A 16,863-nucleotide genomic window follows, 5' to 3' on the forward strand; every position below is an offset into this window, starting at 1 on the left:
TGTCGGCCCGCCGGGCGTCACCACGCACGCGGCCGGACGGGCGCTTGTGACTTCATAGGAGCTTGGTCCAGAAGCCCCGTCACTGTCTTGTCCACCCGCCCGACCGGCGCGTGCCGCCCTCGGAACGGACACGCCACAAGGACGGACATGACCAGCATGACGCACGACGGCCCGCAGATCACCGGCGGAGTCGACACCCACGGCCTGACCCACCACGCGGCGGTGATCGACACCATCGGCCGGCACCTGGCTGACCAGGAGTTCCCGGCCACGATCCGCGGCTACCGGGATCTGCTGGCCTGGATGCGTTCACTCGGCGAGCTGGCCGCGGTGGGTGTGGAGGGCACCGGCGCCTAGGGGGCCGAACTCGCCCGGGTGCTCACCGCCGCAGGAGTCACAGTCATCGATGTCGACCGTCCGGACCGCAAAACCCGGCGGATGAAGGGCAAGTCCGACCCGATCGACGCCTACGCCGCCGCGACAGCCGTACTGTCCGGGCGGGCCACCGGCACCCCCAAGAGCCGGGACGGCGTGGTCGAGGCCGTGCGCGTGCTGCGGACCGCTCGCCGCAGCGCGGTCAAGGCCCGCACCCAGGCGATGAACCAGATCCGGGGCCTGCTGGTCTCGGCGCCTGCGATGCTGCGCGAGCAGGTCGCGGGAGTGGACCGGGCCACGCTGATACGCACGCTCGCCCGGCTGCGGCCCGGCGACGACCTGTCCCGCCCGCTGACCGCCACCCGGGCAGCCCTGCGCCGCCTGGCCCGCCGCCACCAGGCGATGGACGCCGAGATCGCCGAGCTGGACGCGGAACTCGGTCCGCTGACCCGGCAGGCCGCTCCCGCACTGCTGGAACTGTTCGGCGTCGGCCCCGAAACCGCCGGCCAACTGCTGGTCTCGGCCGGGGACAACCCCGAACGTATGCGTTCGGAGGCCGCCTTCGCGCACCTGGCCGGGGTCGCACCGATCCCGGCATCCTCCGGCCGCACCCACCGCCACCGCCTCAACCGAGGCGGCGACCGGGCCGCGAACAACGCCCTGCACACCATCGTGCTCGTCCGCATGCGCTACGACGAGCGCACCCGCACCTACGTCGAACGCCGCACCAAGGAAGGCCTGTCCAAAAAGGACATCATGCGCTGCCTCAAACGATTCGTCGCCCGCGAGGTCTACCGCGCCCTGACCAGCACACCGACCGAACAAGCCACACAAACCGACCTTGCTCCTGCCGCTTGACATCTATAGGAGCATCCCCGCTCACAGCAGGCGGCCCGCCCGGACACCGGCCGGGCCGCCTGCGCGTCGCCGTCGGTGCCACCTCGGCGCCGCAACGAACCCCGCCCCAGGACACTTTCTCCGTTCGCAGATATTGACAACGTTGTCGGTGAGAGCGACGCTAGCGACGTTTTCCATCCGGGTGCGCCGCAGCGCGAGCCCTTCACCGTGCGTGGAGTCGTCGTATGGCCCGAGAGCTCTGCCCCTGCTTATGACGCCGGCCGAGGGACGGCAGGCCGTGGATCCCACCCGTGACGGACGGAAGACGGCAACCGGGATCTCCCCTCGCGGCAGGCGACGGCCGCGACAACACTCCCACCGAAAGGCTCTGTTGTGTCACATCCCCCTCACGCCCACCTCCTGTCCTTGAGACGGTGGGTGAGCGCGGCAACAGCACTGCTGTTGCCGGTGCTGGCGCTCGCGGTCTCCCCGGCCGCGCACGCGGCGGCGAACGGCACCGCTCCGGCCGGCAGCTTCAGCTCCTCGTTCGAGACGTCCGACCCGCAACCCGCCGCGAACGCCGTCGAGACCGACGCGCACGGCGACCCGGTGCAGAAGAACCTCAGCGGATCGAGCCCCTCCGGCCTGCCCGGCAGCCTGCTCGGGCAGGTCGGCACGGTGACCGCGAGCGCCGAGAACGCCCCGGGCGAGGTCGCGGTGAACCTCAAGGACGGCAATCCGTCCACCAAGTGGCTCACCTTCAGCTCGACCGCCTGGGCGGCCTACCAGCTGAACAAGCCCGCCACGGTGGTGAAGTACGCGCTGACGTCCGCGAACGACTCGCCCACACGCGACCCGAAGGACTTCATCCTCCAGGGGTCCGACGACGGCAGCGGCTGGGTGGACCTGGACAAGCGGACAGGGGTGACCTTCAGCGGCCGCTTCGCCACCAACACCTACACCGTCGCCAACACGACGGCCTACCAGTTCTACCGGCTCGACGTCACCGCCAACTCCGGTGACCCGATCATCCAGTTGGCGGACTGGGACATCAGCGACGGCTCCACCGTCCAGCCGCCCGCCACCCCGATGGTCACCAGCCCCGGCTCCGGCCCGGTCAGCGGCTACAACATGAAGGCGAACGCCGGCTTCACCGGAGTGGCCTCGCTGCGGTACTCCGGCGGTGCCCAGACCGACGGCGAATCGTCGGCCACCAACCAGCTCTTCGACGTCAACATCCCGGTCGGACCCAAGAGCCGGCTGTCGTACAAGATCTTCCCGGAGTTCACCGGCCACGACGCCCAGTACCCGTCGACGTACGCCGCCGTGGACCTGCACTTCACCGACGGGACCTACCTGAGCCGGCGCTCGCCCGTCGACCAGCACGGCTACCCGCTCACGGCAGCCGGCCAGGGCGCGTCGAAGGTGCTCTACGCCGACCAGTGGAACGCGGTCGCCTCGGACATCGGCAATGTCGCCGCGGGCAAGACGATCGACCGCATCCTGCTCGCCTACGACGACCCGCAGGCCAAGGCCGCGACGCGCTTCCAGGGCTGGCTCGACGACGTCACCGTCACGGGCACCCCGGCGCCGATCGACGCCTCCAGCCTGACCGACTTCGTCGACACCCGTCGCGGGACCAACGCTTCGGGCTCGTTCTCGCGCGGCAACAACCTGCCCATCTCGGCGGTGCCGAACGGCTTCAACTTCTTCACGCCGGTCACCGACGCCTCGTCCGACTCGTGGGAGTACGCCTACCAGCAGTCCAACAACGCCGCGAACCTGCCCACGCTCCAGGGACTCGCGATCTCGCACGAGCCGAGCCCGTGGATGGGTGACCGCGACCAGATGTCGGTCATGCCCGTGCCCGCCGGCGGATCGCTCACCGGGTCGCCGAGCAGCCGGGCTCTCGCCTTCAGCCACGACGACGAGATCGCCCGGCCCGACCTCTACCAGGTCACTCTGAAGGACGGCCTGGTGGCACGGATGTCGCCGACCGACCACGGCGGCGTCATGCAGTTCACCTTCCCCGCGGGGCAGGCCACCGGAAGCCTCGTCTTCTTCAACGGCACCTTCAGCATCGGCACGGACGGTACGTACACCGGCTGGGTCGACAACGGCAGCGGGCTGTCGGCCGGCCACACCCGGATGTTCGTCGCCGGGACCTTCGACCGGGCCCCGACCACCTCCACCGGCACCTCCGCGACCTTCGACACCTCGTCCGACCCGCAGGTCACGCTGCGCATAGCGACGTCGTTCATCTCGACCGACCAGGCGCGCAAGAACCTCGACCTGGAGGTCACCGGACGCAGCTTCGACCAGATCCACACCGCCGCCACCGCGGCCTGGAACGACCGTCTCGGCCGGATCTCGGTGGCCGGCGCCACCCAGACCCAGCAGGTGACGCTGTACTCCAACCTGTACCGGCTGAACCTCTACCCCAACTCGCAGTCGGAGAACACCGGCACCGCGTCCGCGCCGCACTGGCAGTACGCGAGCCCGGTCTCACCGCCGACCGGCACGACGACCACCGGCACCACCGGCGCGAAGCTCGTCGACGGACAGCTCTATGTGAACAACGGCTTCTGGGACACCTACCGCACCGTCTGGCCCGCGTACTCGCTGCTCTACCCCGACGTCGCGGCCAAGATCGCGGACGGCTTCGTGCAGCAGTACCGCGACGGCGGCTGGATCGCCCGCTGGTCGTCTCCGGGATACGCCGACCTGATGACCGGCACCAGCGCGGACAACGCACTGGCGGAGGCCTACCTCAACGGGGTGAAGCTGCCCGACCCGCTCGCCGCCTACGACGCCGTGGTCAAGGACGCGACGGTCGCCTCCGGGCGCAGCGAGGTCGGCCGCAAGGGGATCGAGTCCTCGCTCTTCCTCGGCTACACCCCCACCTCCACGGGGGAGTCGGTGTCCTGGGCGCTCGAAGGCTTCATCAGCGACTACGGCATCGGCAACATGGGCGCGGCCCTGGCGAAGGACCCCAAGACGCCGAAGTCCGAGCGCGCCCGCCTCAAGGAGGAGTCCGCCTACTTCCTGGAGCGCGCCCGCGACTACGTCAACCTCTTCGACACCAAGACCGAGTTCTTCGAAGGACGCAGCGCCGCAGGCGACTTCCTCGCCGGTGATCCGCTCGACTGGGGCGGGGTCTACACCGAGACCGACGGCTGGAACTACGCCTTCACCGCCCAGCAGGACGGCCAGGGCCTGGCCAACCTCTACGGCGGCAAGAAGGGACTGGAGAAGAAGCTCGACCAGTTCTTCGCCACCCCGGAGAACGCCGACCACCCCGGCGGCTACGGCGGCACCATCCACGAGATGGTCGAGGCGCAGGCGGTACGGCTGGGCCAGCTCGGCATGAGCAACCAGCCCTCGCACCACATCCCTTACATGTACGACTACGCCGGCGCGCCCGCCAGGACCCAGGCGCTCGTCCGGGAGATCATGCAGCGGCTCTACGTCGGCGACGAGATCGGCCAGGGCTACCCCGGAGACGAGGACAACGGCGAATCGTCGTCCTGGTACGTCCTCAGCTCGCTCGGCATCTACCCGTTGCAGGTCGGCTCCTCCAACTGGGCCATCGGGTCGCCGCAGTTCACCAGGATGACCGTCCACCGGAGCACCGGCGACATCGTCGTGAACGCCCCGGACAACACCACCAAGAACGTCTACGTCCAGGGCGTGACGGTCAACGGCAAGGCGCAGCGCTCGGTGTCCATCGACTCGTCCGTGCTCGCGCACGGCGGGACGATCGACTTCCGGATGGGCTCGAAGCCGTCGTCGTGGGGGACCGGAGCCAACGACGCCCCGCCGTCCCTGACCAAGGGCTCCGCGGCGCCGAAGCCGCTGCAGGACACCACAGGGCCCGGGCTCGGCACCGCCACCGCGGACGCCGGGCAGGACGCCTCGAAGCTCTTCGACGACACCTCGACGACGCAGGTGACCTTCGCCACCGGCACGCCGAAGATCACCTGGGCGTACCGCGGCGGCAAGCAGACGCCGACGACCTACACCCTCACCTCCGGGGCCGCCACCGGCGACCCGGCTGACTGGAAGCTCCAGGGCTCCGACGACGGGATCACCTGGACCACGGTGGACACCCGCAGCGGCGAGGTGTTCCCCTGGCGCGACCAGACCCGGCCGTTCACCATCGCCAGGCCCGGCCGGTTCGCGCAGTTCCGCCTGGTCGTGACGAAGACCGCGGGAGGCGCGCAGACGAACCTCGCCGAGGTCGAGCTGCTCGCCGGCGGCGACGTCCAGCTCGGTGGCAAGACCGTCACCGTCAGCGCCGCGCAGAACCCGGTGCCCGCGACCGGAGGTGTCGCGATGTCGGCGCCGCTGGCGACGGTCACCGGTGGTACGGCGAGCGCCTACCGGGCCACGATCGACTGGGGCGACGGCTCACCGGCCCAGGCAGGGGTCGTCTCCGCGAGCTCGCGGGGTGTCTCCCGCGTCTCCGGGTCGCACACCTACGCCAAGCCCGGCTACTACCAGGCGAGCGTCCAGGCGACCGACGGCACGAGCCAGGGGTCCACGACGGTCGGCGTCCAGGTGTCCTTCGCGCCGGCTTCCGGCCTCGCCGCCGCGTTCGACACCGTCTGCGTCGGCGACGACGGCGTGCTGGCGGCGGACTGCGACTCGGTGGGATACGGGTTCTCGCGCAGCGCCCTGGCGGACGCCGGGGTGACACCGGGCACGTCCCACGACGTCCCCGGCACAGCACTGCACTTCACGATCCCGGCGGCGGGCGCGGGCGCGCCGGACGACGCCACCGGCAACGGCAGCACGATCGCGCTCGACCTGCCGGACGACGCGAAGAGCATCTCCTTCATCGGCACCGGAACGGAGGGCAACCAGAGCACGACCGGCACCGCGAAGTTCAGCGACGGCAGCACCGCCGACATCCCGATCCAGCTGAGCGACTGGACGTTGGGCGGCAATGCCGCCGGCACGCCGGCCTTCGGCAACATCGTCGTCGCCAAGTCGGCGTACCGGCTGCACGGAGCAAGCAAGGACAGCGCCCAGCCGTTCCTCTTCGCCACGACCCCCTATCAGATCCCGGAGGGCAGGAAACTCGTCTCGGTCACCCTGCCGACCCAGACCGGCGACCCGAGCTCGGTGGGCAGGATCCACGTGTTCGCCATCGCCGACGACGGCACGCCGGCCCCCGCACTGACGACCACCACCACGCAGGATCGGACGGCCACCGCGGGCACCGGTCTGACGGCGGAGCTCGGTTCGGTCACCGGCGGTGTCACCGACGCGACCGGTTACCACGCGCAGGTCCAGTGGGGCGACGGCACCGCCCCCCAGGACGTCACGATCGGCGCTTCCGGCGCGATGACCGCGCAGCACACGTACCAGCAGCCGGGCACGTACACCGTGCACGTCACCGCCTGGGACACGCTGTCGAGCACCACCGGGACGTTCACCGTGACGGTGGCGCGGCAGGCGGCACATCCGTCCATCACCGCCACAGTGGACTCCGGTGGCAAGGACGGGAGTTCGGTCCGCGTCAGCGGCACCGGATTCACCCCGGGGGAGCGGGTGACCGTCAAGGTCGGCACCGACCCTGCCGTCGTCGTCACGGTGACGGCGTCGTCCGGGGGAGCGGTCCACGCGACGGCCGACCTGCCGCGCCGCACGCGGCCGGGGCGGTACTCCGTCACCGCCACCGGTGCGTCCTCGCGGACACCCGCGACCGCCACGGTGCAGCTGGGCGACCACCCGGCAGCGCCGCCGTACCGCACCCCGGTGGTCTCCGCCGGCTCCCCGAAGCCGGGAGGTGGGACAGCCTGACGCTCAGGTGCCCGGCTCGCGCTGAGCGAGCCGGGCACCACCCATCGGGGAAGCCCACCCGGCAGACCGGCGACCGGGCGCGCCCCACCGCTCAGGAACCGCTGACCGGACTCCGCACAGCGGCGAGGTCGGGGGCGAGCCGGGCCTCAAGCCGGTCGAGACGGTGACGGGTACGACGGAACCCGAACGCCGACAGGGCGGTCGGCACGGCCAGGATCAGCCAGAAGACGCCGAGCCGGGTCTCACCGGCGACCAGGAAGACGACGCCGAACACGGGGCAGAGGCCGGCGTAGGCCGGCCAGATCCAGCGGCTCCGGCGTATCTGCCGACGCTGCCGGCGTACCAGTACGGCCATCGCCCTGCGCATCGGCGGGTCGGAGGGCAGCCGTTCCTTCTGCAGGCGCCGCTGGAGCACAGGTATCTGCCGGGTCTGCACTCTCGCCTCGCGGGCGAGGTCACGCCGCAACCGAGCGAACTGCCACACCGCCAGCAGCATGACCGCGCACCAGCCGGCCACCACGCCGGCTCCGGCCGCGACGCCCCACTGGCGGCCTGTCGCCACGGTCATGAGAGCGCCGCCGACCACCAGCACCCCGAACGGGACCCATGGGCGGTCACTCCAGCGGCGCTCCGCCTGCCAGTCGATGTCGCTGTCCCCACCGGCCCGCTCGGGGCCGCCCTGCTGCTCCTCATCCATCGTCTCCCCCTCTTTCCGCGGACGCTCTCGTCCACGCCGGCGTCTACCCCGGCGCGCCCGCGGAAAGCAGCAGGCCCGGCCGGCGCTGCCCGCGAAGGGGGCGGATCTTTGTGCTCGGCATCGCGTCGACCGTGGCGGCTGTGCCAGGCTTGACCGACAACAGTTCGACTCTGGAGCCCTCATGGACCCTTCTGCTGATCCCGCTCCACCGGGCGGACCACCGCTGTCGGTCTCCTGCGTGCCGGGGTCCCCGAGCGTGGTCACGGTGAGCGGGGAGGCCGACCTGGACGGCACCGGCCTGCTGCTGGGAGCGGTGGACCGTGCGCTCGATCACCACCCCCATCTGGTGTTCGACCTGGCCGGAGTGACGTTCGCCGACTCCACCTTCCTCACCGTCCTGCTGCAGACCCGGCAGACCGCCGCGAGCAAGGGCGGCAGCGTCCGCCTGCTGGCACCGAGCGCCAGCGTCCACCGCCTGCTGAGCCTGACCGGAGCGCTCGGCCTGTTCCCGGTGATCAGCGCCGGGCAGCTCAAGCACCCCTGAGCAAAGGCGATCCCGCAAGCGGGGCTGCGACGGGACGCCCCGGCCGCTCGGTGACGCCCCGGGCTCGCACCGTGTGCGCACCTGGATCGCGGGCACGAGAGCTTTGGTCGTCGTTCCTGGGAGGACAGCGTGGCAACTTATGGCAACAAGAGCGGATGGGCGCCCTGGGGCTCGCGGCGGGGCATGGGGTTGCTGGCCGCCGTGGGTGTGGGGGCGGCGCTCGTCCTGATGGTCCTCGGCATCGCGCTGATCGCCATGTCCCACAAGGGCGGAGTCGCCATCACCGTGATCGGCGCGGTGGGCCTGGCGTTCTGGGCCGTCATGGTGCCGCTGGCCCGGCGGCGCAACAAGGTGTAGCGCCGTCCAGGGAAGCTCCGTGGGATCCGAACGGGGTACGCGCGGGAGACACGTGAACGATCGTGTCGCACCGAGCAGCTGGGAAGCACCGTGACAGAGGGCTGGCGCAAAGATTTCCGTTTCCTGTGGGCGGGCGAGACCGGCTCACTGATCGGCACGGAGGTGAACCAGCTCGCGGTGCCGCTGACCGCGGTGCTGACGTTGCACGCCACCCCCGGACAGCTCGGCCTGCTCGGCGCGGTCACCTACGTGCCGTATCTGGTTCTCGGGCTGCCGGCCGGCCTGCTGGTCGACCGCCTGCGGCGGCGCGGCGTGCTGATCGTCTCCAACCTCTGCCAGGCCGTCGCGATCGGCGCCGTCCCGCTGCTCGCCGCACTGGACCGGCTGACCTTCGCCTGGCTCCTGACGCTGGCCTGCGCCGCAGGCACGGCCCGCGTCTTCTTCACCATCGCCTACCGTTCCTACCTGCCGGCGATCGTCCCGGCCGAACACCTCACCGGGGCGAACTCGCGGCTGACCGCCAGCGAGTCGGGTGCGCAGATCGGCGGCCCCGGTCTGGGCGGTCTCCTGGTGCAGATCGTCGGGGCGCCCTTCACCCTCATCGTCGACGCCGTGTCCTACCTGGCGTCGGCGGCGGGCGTGGCCGCGGTAGGCCGCCGGGAGAAGCAGGCCGAGGCGGACCGGACGCCGCTGCGTTCGCGGATCGCCGAGGGCTTCCGATTCACCTTCGCCGACCCGTACTTGCGTGCCTTCCTCGGCGAAGCGGCCAGTTACAACATCTGCTGGCAGCTGGTGCAGACCGTCCTGGTGCTCTTCGCCGTCCGCGAGTTGGGCATGCGCCCCGGGACCCTGGGGTTGATGATCTCGATCGGGGCGGTGGGAGCGCTGCTCGGCGCGGTGGTCACCGGCCGGCTCGCGGTCCGTATCGGCCTGGGCCGCACGCTGCTCGCCGCCGCGGTCATCGGCGATCTCGCGCCGCTCCTGCTGCCGGCCGCCCATCGCGGCGTCTGGGCCGCGCCGATGTTCGCCGCCGCGTTCTTCGTCCAGGGGTTCGGTATCACCGCCTGCAACGTCCACACCATGACCGTGCGGCAGGCCGTCACTCCGGACCGGCTGCTCGGTCGCGCCAACGCGGCCTATCTGTTCGTGGCCCAGGGTGTCAAACCGCTCGGCTCGCTGGCCGGCGGCTGGATCGGCGCCCAGGCAGGACCGAGGACGGCCCTGCTCGTCGGCACCCTCGGGCTGCTCAGCACCAGCCTGTTCCTGATCCTCTCCCCGCTGGGCAGGATCCGCGCGCTCGGCAGCCTGCTCCCCGGCAACTCCGCACCCGCTCCGGTGCCTTGAGCTGGCCAGGGGCGGTGGCAGGTCGCCTTCCGCGCCGAGACCGGCAGGCCTCACCCGTTCAGGATGCGGGGCAGTGATCAGGGTCGAACAGCCCGCCGGGCGCCCCGCGGGTCCGCGTCACTCGCCGGCCGAAGGCGCCGAGACGCCCAGCGCGGACAGGAAGGCCGCGGCGGCGGGGGAGGGCTGGAAGCGACTCCAGATGAGGTGCTCCACCCCGGCCGGAGCACCGCTGAGCCGGACGACGGGCAGGTCGGGAAGCTCGGGCACGAAGGCGGCGGGCAGCATCCCGATCCCCTGACCTTCCTGCTGGTGCAGTCGCCGTACCACTGGTCACCGTCGGCCTGTTCGGCCTGTTCGGCCTGGTCGGCGCCGCGGGGGCGCTGACGGCCTCGGTGGCGGGGCGGTTGGCCGACCGCGGCCACGTGCAGATCGTGACGGGGGCCGGGACGGTGCTGCTGCTCGCGTCATGGGCGGCCATCGCCGCCGGGGCACGCTCGCCGGTCTGGCTGCTCGTCGGCGTGATCGTGCTCGACCTGGCGCACAAGGCGGTGCTCAACAGCAATCAGAACTTCGCGCTCCGGCCCGAGGCCCGGAACCGGATCAACTCCGCCTTCTCGACCGCCTTTTCCTCGGCGGCGCGGTGGGCTCCGCTCTGACGTCGGTGGTCTGGGTGCACAGCGGCTGGACCGGCGTATGCGTCCTGGGCGCCGCCTTCTCCTCCGGGACCGTCGCGATCTGGGTCGTGGAGCGCGTCACGGCCAACCGGTCGGCAGGAAAGCCCCCGAAGACCTCGGTTCACCAGGGCCACGACCCGACGCCGGCCGCCTCGACCAACTGACCCGTGTCGCGCCGGTGCCGGACAGTACCTAGCCGAACTCTCCCATGCGGGCGGTCAGGCGCTCCTTGGCCGCAGGCCACTCCTGGACGAGAAGGGAGAAGTAGACCGAGTCCCGCCACGTGCCGTCCGGGCGGCGACGGTGGCGGCGCAGGACGCCCTCGCGTTGCGCCCCGATGCGCGCGATGGCCGCCTGCGAGCGGAGATTGAGATGGTCGGTCTTCAACTGCACGCGCCCCATGCCCAGGTCGTGGAAAGCATGGCCCAGCAGGAGCAGCTTCGACTCGGTGTTGACGGCGGTGCGCCAGTACGCCCGGCCGTACCACGTCCAGCCGATCTCCAGCCGCTCGTCGGCCACTTCGATGTCCAGGTAGGTGGTCCAGCCGATGGCCCGCCCGCTCGCGCGGTGGATGACGGCGAAGGGGACGTATTCCCCCCGCCCGGCCGCGTCCAGCAGCATGGAGAGCTTGCCGTCAAGCTCCTCCTGCGTCCGCGGCGCGGGCCCGCCCTGCCACCGCCACAGCTCCTCGTCACCGCCCCCGGCTGCGAAAAGGTCGCCACGATGCGTCATGGCCAGCGGCTCCAGGCGTACGTGGCGGCCGGTGAGTGTGGTGGGCAGCGGAATGCGAGCAGGCATGGCCCCGAGGATATCGCCCCATCGCACTAGCAGTAAACGTCATCTGCACTAGTGCAATATGTCGAGCTCGGGCGGACGCCTGGCAGACGGCCCCCGGGGTCACGTCCGCAGGGCCGGCGGCTCGTTTCGGCCAGGGCCGCGGGGGCAGCCGGTCAGCATGAATCGTGGTCGGGCAGCGCCGACCTGCCCGAACCGGCCGCAGGGGGTGCGATGTTCATCGCCGTCATGTGCCTTTTCCTCGCCGTGGGGCTCGTTCAGGTGGTACGCCCGCAGCTGCTCTGGGGGATGAACCGCCACCTGCAGCGGGGTTGGGTGAAGGACCCCGACGCCACCGAGCCCACCAGGCGGGGTTACGCGTTCCAGCGCGCCTTCGGACTCGTGTTCCTGGTCGTCGCCGTGTGGATCCTGGTGACCAACCTGTGACGCCCGACCCGCGAGTGCCGCGAACGGCAGGTGCTCAGCCCTCAGCGGCGGACTTGACGAGCGGCGCGTCCCGCGAGATCTCCCGGAATCCCAGGCCGTAGTACAGCCCGCGCGCCCGGGGATGCCCGGGCGCGCCCAGGCAGGCGACCGTCGCATGAGTGGCCCCGGCGGCCCGCGCCCGATGCAACCCGTGCAGCATCATCGCGCGCGCCAACCCCAGGCGCCGGTAAGCCGGATGCGTCCCCACCGGCTCGAACTCGACCGTGCTGTTCGCCTCGTCGAGCCACATGATCGCCGAGGACGCCATGGTCCCGTCCGGCGCCTCCACCAGGACGTGCAGATCCCCTCGGTAGCCGGCCGTCTGCCGGACGCCCTGGTAGCTCAGCGCCGTGTACGTCGAGGGAGCCCAGGCGTCCTGATGCGCCTGGACCACGGCCGCCGGCCCGGCTTCCTCGGCGGTGCGGAACCGGAATCCGTCCGGCAGCAGCGGCGTTTCCACGTCGACGAGGTCACGCTGGTTGAGCTGCGTCCAGGACCCGGTGTCGCCGAGCGCGGTCGGGTCGGACACGTAGCCGTGTGCGGCCCACCGCCGCAGGGCGAACTCGTCGGCGGCGCTCGGCGTCACCCCGTGCTCCGTACCCGACGCTGTCCCGTCGTACCAGTCGATCACCTCGTCGACCAGCCCGGCGTGGTCCGGATGGACCTGATAGCTCAGCGAGGCGCCGCTGACGTCCTTCACCGACCCGTCGCTCCGCGGTACTTGGTACGGCAGCCGGGCCCAGCCCCACGCCACCAGGTCCCCGCCGGAGAACCACAGGCTGCGCCGCCAGCCTGCGCCCTCGACGGCGTGCCCCTTGCCCCAGTTCCAGGCCAGCTCACCGAACGTCGTCTCGGCGTTCACCAGTTCAGGGCGAGCCGCGGTGACCTGCTGTGCGAGAGTCTGCATGAGCTGAACGTCCGCGGCGGTCACGAGCTCCAGGTTCGCCATAGCGGGTCACTGTGTCAGGCTCCCGCGGAGCAAGTCGAGTGCTTTTCCGGCGCTGCCGCGGGCCACGGTCCGGCCACCCGCTGCTGTGGTCGGCCCGGGGCCGGACGATGCCCCGCACACCAGCGGCCGGTCAGCCCTTGCACGCCGGGTCGGCGAGTATGACGGGTGCGGCATCGCGGGTGGTGATGAACGCCCGGTAACCCGGCGCGCCCGCCACGCACTTGGTCGCGATGTTCGCGAAGCCGTCGGGGAAGTTGGTGATGTCCGCGGGACTGTCGTCCCCCCGGTGGTTGGCGACGGGCGAATCCCCCATCCCGCGCCTGTCGCTGGAACACCCGGACAGTGCCGACACGGCGATGCCGGCGGACAGGACCGCGGCCAGGCACACCGTCACACGTCTGTTCATTTCATCCTCGCCTCGACCGATGCGGCCGTCTCGGAGTTGACGTCATGAAGGACATGCCGCGAGCACACCCGGTTCCGCGCCCGCGCTCAGGACGCGGGCACCTCGGCGGACCGCGTGCGCCGCTGCCGTTCGAGCTCGGCGTAGCGCGCCCGCATCCCGGTGCTGCCGGCCGGCCCGGCGGCGAAGACGTAGGCATCGCTGTCGGCGAGGCTGCGCCCGGTGTGCGCGTCGACGACGACCGGTTCGGCTTCCTCGCCGGTCTCGGCGTCGACGAGGATCATGGAGCGCTCCTCGGGGGCGAGGTGCTGGTTGCCCCAGGCCGCCAGGGCGACGATCACCGGCCGCAGTGAGCGTCCGCGCTCGGTGAGCAGATACTCGTGGCGCACCGGACTCGTCTGGTACGGGCGGCGCTCCAGCAGGCCGTCGGCCACCAGGGTCTTCAGCCGGGCGGTGAGCATGCTGGTGGATATGTCGAGGCTCTGCTGGAACTGGTCGAACCGCGTGTAGCCGTCGAAGGCGTCGTGGAGGATCAGCAGCGTCCACCACTCGCCGACGTGCTGCACCGTCGTCGACAGCGGACATTCGCGATCCTCGAGCCGCGCGCGGCTGGCCATGTGGCACCTCCGGTCCCAGTTACTGCTAGATTAGCAGTCAGTAGCTTCTATTTTAGCAGTCGCACGGCGGTGTCCTTTGCGCGCGCCCGGAAGCGGGTACCTCCCGCCCCGCGCGCGGGCACACCGGGACCGCCGCGGCCCGATCCCGATCCGAGGCAATCATGACCGGCACATCGCGCCCCATCGACACCGACGACCTGCCCGACGTCATCAAGCGCTATCTCGAAGCCCACACGGCACGCGACGCCTCCGGGGCCACCCGCGCCATGACCCCGCAGGCGACGGTCACCGACGAGGGCCGGACCTACCGGGGGGCTCCCGAGATCGAGGCGTGGCTCAACCGCGCGACGTCCGAGTACACCTACACCACCACCCTGCTCGGTGCCGAGCAGGCCGGCCCCGACCGGTACACCGCGATCCAGCGGCTGGAAGGCGACTTCCCCGGCGGGAGGGTCGACCTGCGGTTCCGCTTCACCCTCGACCAGGGACTGATCGGCGACCTCGTCATCGCCCCCTGACAGCCCCAGACAACCCCCAGATTCTTGAGGAAACCATGAAGACCTGGTTCATCACCGGAGGATCCCCCGGCGGCTTCGGCATGGCCTACGCCAACACCGCGCTGGAGATCGGCGACAACGTCGTCCTCACCGCCCGCCGGCCACAGCTGCTCGGCGAATGGGCCGACCGCCACGGCGACCGCGTGCTCGTCCTGCCGCTCGACGTCACCGACACCGGGCAGATCCGGGACGCGGTCGCCGCCGCCGAAGGGCGCTTCGGCGGCATCGACGTGCTGGTGAACAACGCCGGCCGCGGCTGGTACGGCTCCGTGGAGGGCGCCCCGGAGGCCGACGTCCGGCGGTCCTTCGAGCTCAACTTCTTCAGCGTGGTCGAGGTCCTTCGCGCGGTCCTGCCCGGTATGCGCGCACGGAGCGGCGGATGGGTGGTCACCATGTCCTCCGTCGCAGGGCTGAGGGCCACGCCCGGGTTCGGCTACTACAGCGCGGCGAAGTACGCGGTCGAGGGCCTGACCGAGGCGCTGCGCCAGGAAGTGGCGCCCTTCGGCGTCAAGGTGCTCGCCGTCGAGCCCGGCGCCTTCCGCACCGGCGCATACGCCGGCTTCGAGGGCGAGCCGGTCACGGAGACCGTCGACGCCTATCTGCCGTTCGTCGAGTCCGTCCGCTCCTCCATGATCGAGCAGAACGGGCGCCAGGCCGGCGACCCCTACCGCGGAGTGCGGGCCGTCCTCGCCGCCATGGAACAGGACCCGCCTCCCCACCGGATCGTCCTGGGCGCCGGCGGCCACCGAGCCGTCGCGGACCAGCTGGGGGGCATGCTCGTGGAGCTGCGGGCCCAGGAAGCGGCCTCGGCCGGCGCGGACTTCCCGCCGGCGGAGTAGGGAACTCCGGCCGGCGCGGGATCTTCCGGCCCGTCAGGCGTCCCGCCAGCCTCCGTCGACCTGCAGGTTGGCCCCGTTGACGTAGCTTCCCGCCGGGCTGGCGAGGTAGGTCACCAGGCCGGCGTAGTCGCCCGGCCTGCCGATGCGTCCCGCGTCGTTGGGTGCGAGCGCCCTGATCAGGTTCGGCTCGATCTCGTCCCAGGTCTCGCCCCAGCCGTTCTGCCTGCCCAGTGCGACCAGCGACGTCTCCACCGACGGCACCAGGATGCCGCCCGCCGCGATCGCGTTCGAGGTGACCCCCGTCTCGCGCAGGTCGCGGGCCAGGGATGCCGCCAGGTTGCTGCGGGCCGCGTTGGTGGCGGCGTAATGGGGCTGGCTCGCCTGCGGCAGGCGGCCGGTGACGCTGCTGATCTGGATCACCCGTCCCCAGCCGCGCTCGCGCATGGCCGGTACGAGGCGCTGGATCATGCGCACGCTGGAGATGACGTTGGTGTTGTAGATGTCGGCCCAGGCCGTCGGCGAGGTGGTCGCCCACGTGGCAGCCATGTCGTAGACGCCCGCGTTGTTGACGAGGATGTCGATCGGACCGCCGGCCAGCGCTCCGGCGACGGCCGCCTCGGCGCCCTCGTCCGTGCCGAGGTCGCCGAGGGTCACGTCGGCGTGCCCGCCGGCCTCCCGGATCGTCTTGGCGACGGCTTCGGCCCGTGCCTCGTCCCGTCCGTGGACGACGACGGACGCTCCTTCCGCCGCCAGCCGCCTGGCGATCTCCTCGCCGAGTCCGGTACTCGATCCGGTGACGATCGCGCGCTTTCCTTCGAGTTCCAGGTGCATTCCGCTGCTCTCTTCCCGTGCGGTCTTCCGGTGTGCGCCCTCCACCGTGCGACGAAAAAAATGGACTAGCAAGTCCAGAGTTCCGGGGCCGGGCAGGCCGGGCCGCCGACGTAGAATGGACTCAGTGGTCCAGCACGGGAAGGTGTCCGCATGGCAGTCGCACTGACAGCGAAGGGGCAGCTCACCCGCGCCCGGATCGTCGCCGGGGCAGCGGAGGTGCTGCGGCAGAGAGGGCTCACGGCGACCCTCGACGAGATCAGGGAACGCACCCGCACCAGCAAGAGCCAGCTCTTCCACTACTTCCCCGAGGGCAAGGACCAGTTGCTGCTGGCTGTCGCCCAGCACGAGGCGGACCGGGTGCTGCACGACCAGCAGCCGTATCTGTCCGCCCTGGACAGCTGGGACGCCTGGCTCCGGTGGCGGGACGTGGTCGTCGAGCGGTACGAGGAGCAGGGCGACACCTGCCCGCTCGGGTCGCTGATCCAGCAGGTCGGCCGTACGTCCCCCGGCGCCCGGGCCATCGTCAGCCGCCTGCTGGGCGAATGGCAGGCACACCTCGCCGGCGGCATGAGGGCCCTGCGGCGCGACGGCCTGCTGCCGGACACGTTCGACGTGGACGCCTCAGCCGCCGCGCTGCTTGCGGGGGTGCAGGGCGGGGTGGCGATCCTGCTGGCCACCGGCGAGACGACGCACCTGAAGGCCGCCCTCGACGTGGCGATCACGCAGCTTCAGGACGCGGGCCCGGGCCGGCCGGCGGCGTGACGGCCGGTG

General features: G+C 71.2%; 17 protein-coding genes and 1 pseudogene. 11 read left to right on the top strand and 7 right to left on the bottom strand.

Annotated features, from left to right (window positions below; all coding sequences use genetic code 11):
* Positions 1-156: 156 nt before the first annotated feature.
* Positions 157-1,233, top strand: a pseudogene (locus tag OG702_RS34700) (IS110 family transposase).
* A gap of 417 nt (positions 1,234-1,650) precedes the next feature.
* Entirely contained in the window at positions 1,651-7,020 is a 5,370-nt protein-coding gene (locus OG702_RS34705; RefSeq protein ID WP_327292939.1) for a GH92 family glycosyl hydrolase, read from the top strand.
* 91 nt (positions 7,021-7,111) lie between these two features.
* Here OG702_RS34705 and OG702_RS34710 read toward each other — a convergent pair whose 3' ends face one another.
* The gene (locus OG702_RS34710; protein WP_327292940.1) at positions 7,112-7,717 is read right to left on the bottom strand and encodes a hypothetical protein; all 606 of its coding nucleotides are present in this window, start codon (positions 7,715-7,717) and stop codon (positions 7,112-7,114) included.
* A gap of 181 nt (positions 7,718-7,898) precedes the next feature.
* On the opposite strand from OG702_RS34710, the gene OG702_RS34715 reads away from it, so the two are divergent.
* From OG702_RS34715 to OG702_RS34725, 3 genes are all read left to right on the top strand, one after another.
* A complete protein-coding gene (locus OG702_RS34715; protein WP_327292941.1) occupies positions 7,899-8,261 on the top strand; it encodes an STAS domain-containing protein in 363 nt (120 codons plus the stop codon).
* 129 nt (positions 8,262-8,390) lie between these two features.
* Entirely contained in the window at positions 8,391-8,618 is a 228-nt protein-coding gene (locus OG702_RS34720) for a hypothetical protein (protein WP_327292942.1), read from the top strand.
* Positions 8,619-8,708: 90 nt separating this feature from the next.
* Positions 8,709-9,962 carry an MFS transporter gene (locus OG702_RS34725; protein WP_327292943.1) on the top strand — a complete coding sequence of 418 codons (1,254 nt, stop codon included), beginning with the start codon at positions 8,709-8,711 and terminating at the stop codon, positions 9,960-9,962.
* Between the two features lie 117 nt (positions 9,963-10,079).
* Here OG702_RS34725 and OG702_RS34730 read toward each other — a convergent pair whose 3' ends face one another.
* Positions 10,080-10,247 (bottom strand): hypothetical protein, encoded by a 168-nt coding sequence (locus tag OG702_RS34730; protein WP_327292944.1) that lies wholly within the window; start codon positions 10,245-10,247, stop codon positions 10,080-10,082.
* A gap of 137 nt (positions 10,248-10,384) precedes the next feature.
* Here OG702_RS34730 and OG702_RS34735 point away from each other — a divergent pair, with 137 nt between their 5' ends.
* Both OG702_RS34735 and OG702_RS34740 read left to right on the top strand, forming a co-directional pair.
* Entirely contained in the window at positions 10,385-10,618 is a 234-nt protein-coding gene (locus OG702_RS34735) for a hypothetical protein (protein WP_327292945.1), read from the top strand.
* Positions 10,603-10,800 carry a hypothetical protein gene (locus tag OG702_RS34740; protein WP_327292946.1) on the top strand — a complete coding sequence of 66 codons (198 nt, stop codon included), beginning with the start codon at positions 10,603-10,605 and terminating at the stop codon, positions 10,798-10,800. Before OG702_RS34735 ends, OG702_RS34740 begins: the two co-directional genes overlap by 16 nt.
* A 28-nt stretch (positions 10,801-10,828) precedes the next feature.
* Here OG702_RS34740 and OG702_RS34745 read toward each other — a convergent pair whose 3' ends face one another.
* Positions 10,829-11,434, bottom strand: a complete 606-nt coding sequence (locus OG702_RS34745; RefSeq protein WP_327292947.1) for a GNAT family N-acetyltransferase — start codon at positions 11,432-11,434, stop codon at positions 10,829-10,831.
* 210 nt (positions 11,435-11,644) lie between these two features.
* Here OG702_RS34745 and OG702_RS34750 point away from each other — a divergent pair, with 210 nt between their 5' ends.
* Positions 11,645-11,857: a DUF6199 family natural product biosynthesis protein gene (locus OG702_RS34750; protein WP_327292948.1), complete on the top strand. Its 213-nt coding sequence runs from the start codon at positions 11,645-11,647 to the stop codon at positions 11,855-11,857.
* Between the two features lie 34 nt (positions 11,858-11,891).
* Here OG702_RS34750 and OG702_RS34755 read toward each other — a convergent pair whose 3' ends face one another.
* The 3 genes from OG702_RS34755 to OG702_RS34765 all read right to left on the bottom strand — a co-directional run bounded on the left by OG702_RS34755 (position 11,892) and on the right by OG702_RS34765 (position 13,865).
* The gene (locus OG702_RS34755) at positions 11,892-12,803 is read right to left on the bottom strand and encodes a GNAT family N-acetyltransferase (RefSeq protein WP_327292949.1); all 912 of its coding nucleotides are present in this window, start codon (positions 12,801-12,803) and stop codon (positions 11,892-11,894) included.
* Positions 12,804-12,975: 172 nt separating this feature from the next.
* Positions 12,976-13,251: a hypothetical protein gene (locus OG702_RS34760; RefSeq protein ID WP_327292950.1), complete on the bottom strand. Its 276-nt coding sequence runs from the start codon at positions 13,249-13,251 to the stop codon at positions 12,976-12,978.
* 86 nt (positions 13,252-13,337) lie between these two features.
* Complete coding sequence (locus OG702_RS34765) at positions 13,338-13,865, bottom strand: winged helix-turn-helix transcriptional regulator (protein ID WP_327292951.1); 528 nt, start codon at positions 13,863-13,865, stop codon at positions 13,338-13,340.
* A gap of 161 nt (positions 13,866-14,026) precedes the next feature.
* Between OG702_RS34765 and OG702_RS34770 the strand changes: the two genes are divergently transcribed.
* Together OG702_RS34770 and OG702_RS34775 are read left to right on the top strand one after the other, a co-directional pair.
* The gene (locus OG702_RS34770; RefSeq protein WP_327292952.1) at positions 14,027-14,383 is read left to right on the top strand and encodes a nuclear transport factor 2 family protein; all 357 of its coding nucleotides are present in this window, start codon (positions 14,027-14,029) and stop codon (positions 14,381-14,383) included.
* A 35-nt stretch (positions 14,384-14,418) separates the two neighbouring features.
* A complete protein-coding gene (locus OG702_RS34775; protein ID WP_327292953.1) occupies positions 14,419-15,261 on the top strand; it encodes an SDR family NAD(P)-dependent oxidoreductase in 843 nt (280 codons plus the stop codon).
* Between the two features lie 33 nt (positions 15,262-15,294).
* Here the strand turns inward: OG702_RS34775 and OG702_RS34780 are convergent, their stop codons facing one another.
* A complete protein-coding gene (locus OG702_RS34780; RefSeq protein ID WP_327292955.1) occupies positions 15,295-16,092 on the bottom strand; it encodes an SDR family NAD(P)-dependent oxidoreductase in 798 nt (265 codons plus the stop codon).
* Between the two features lie 150 nt (positions 16,093-16,242).
* Here OG702_RS34780 and OG702_RS34785 point away from each other — a divergent pair, with 150 nt between their 5' ends.
* Entirely contained in the window at positions 16,243-16,854 is a 612-nt protein-coding gene (locus OG702_RS34785) for a TetR/AcrR family transcriptional regulator (protein ID WP_327292956.1), read from the top strand.
* Positions 16,855-16,863: the final 9 nt, after the last annotated feature.

Origin of the sequence: Streptomyces sp. NBC_01198 (genome assembly GCF_036010485.1) — a bacterium.
Classification (GTDB): domain Bacteria; phylum Actinomycetota; class Actinomycetes; order Streptomycetales; family Streptomycetaceae; genus Actinacidiphila.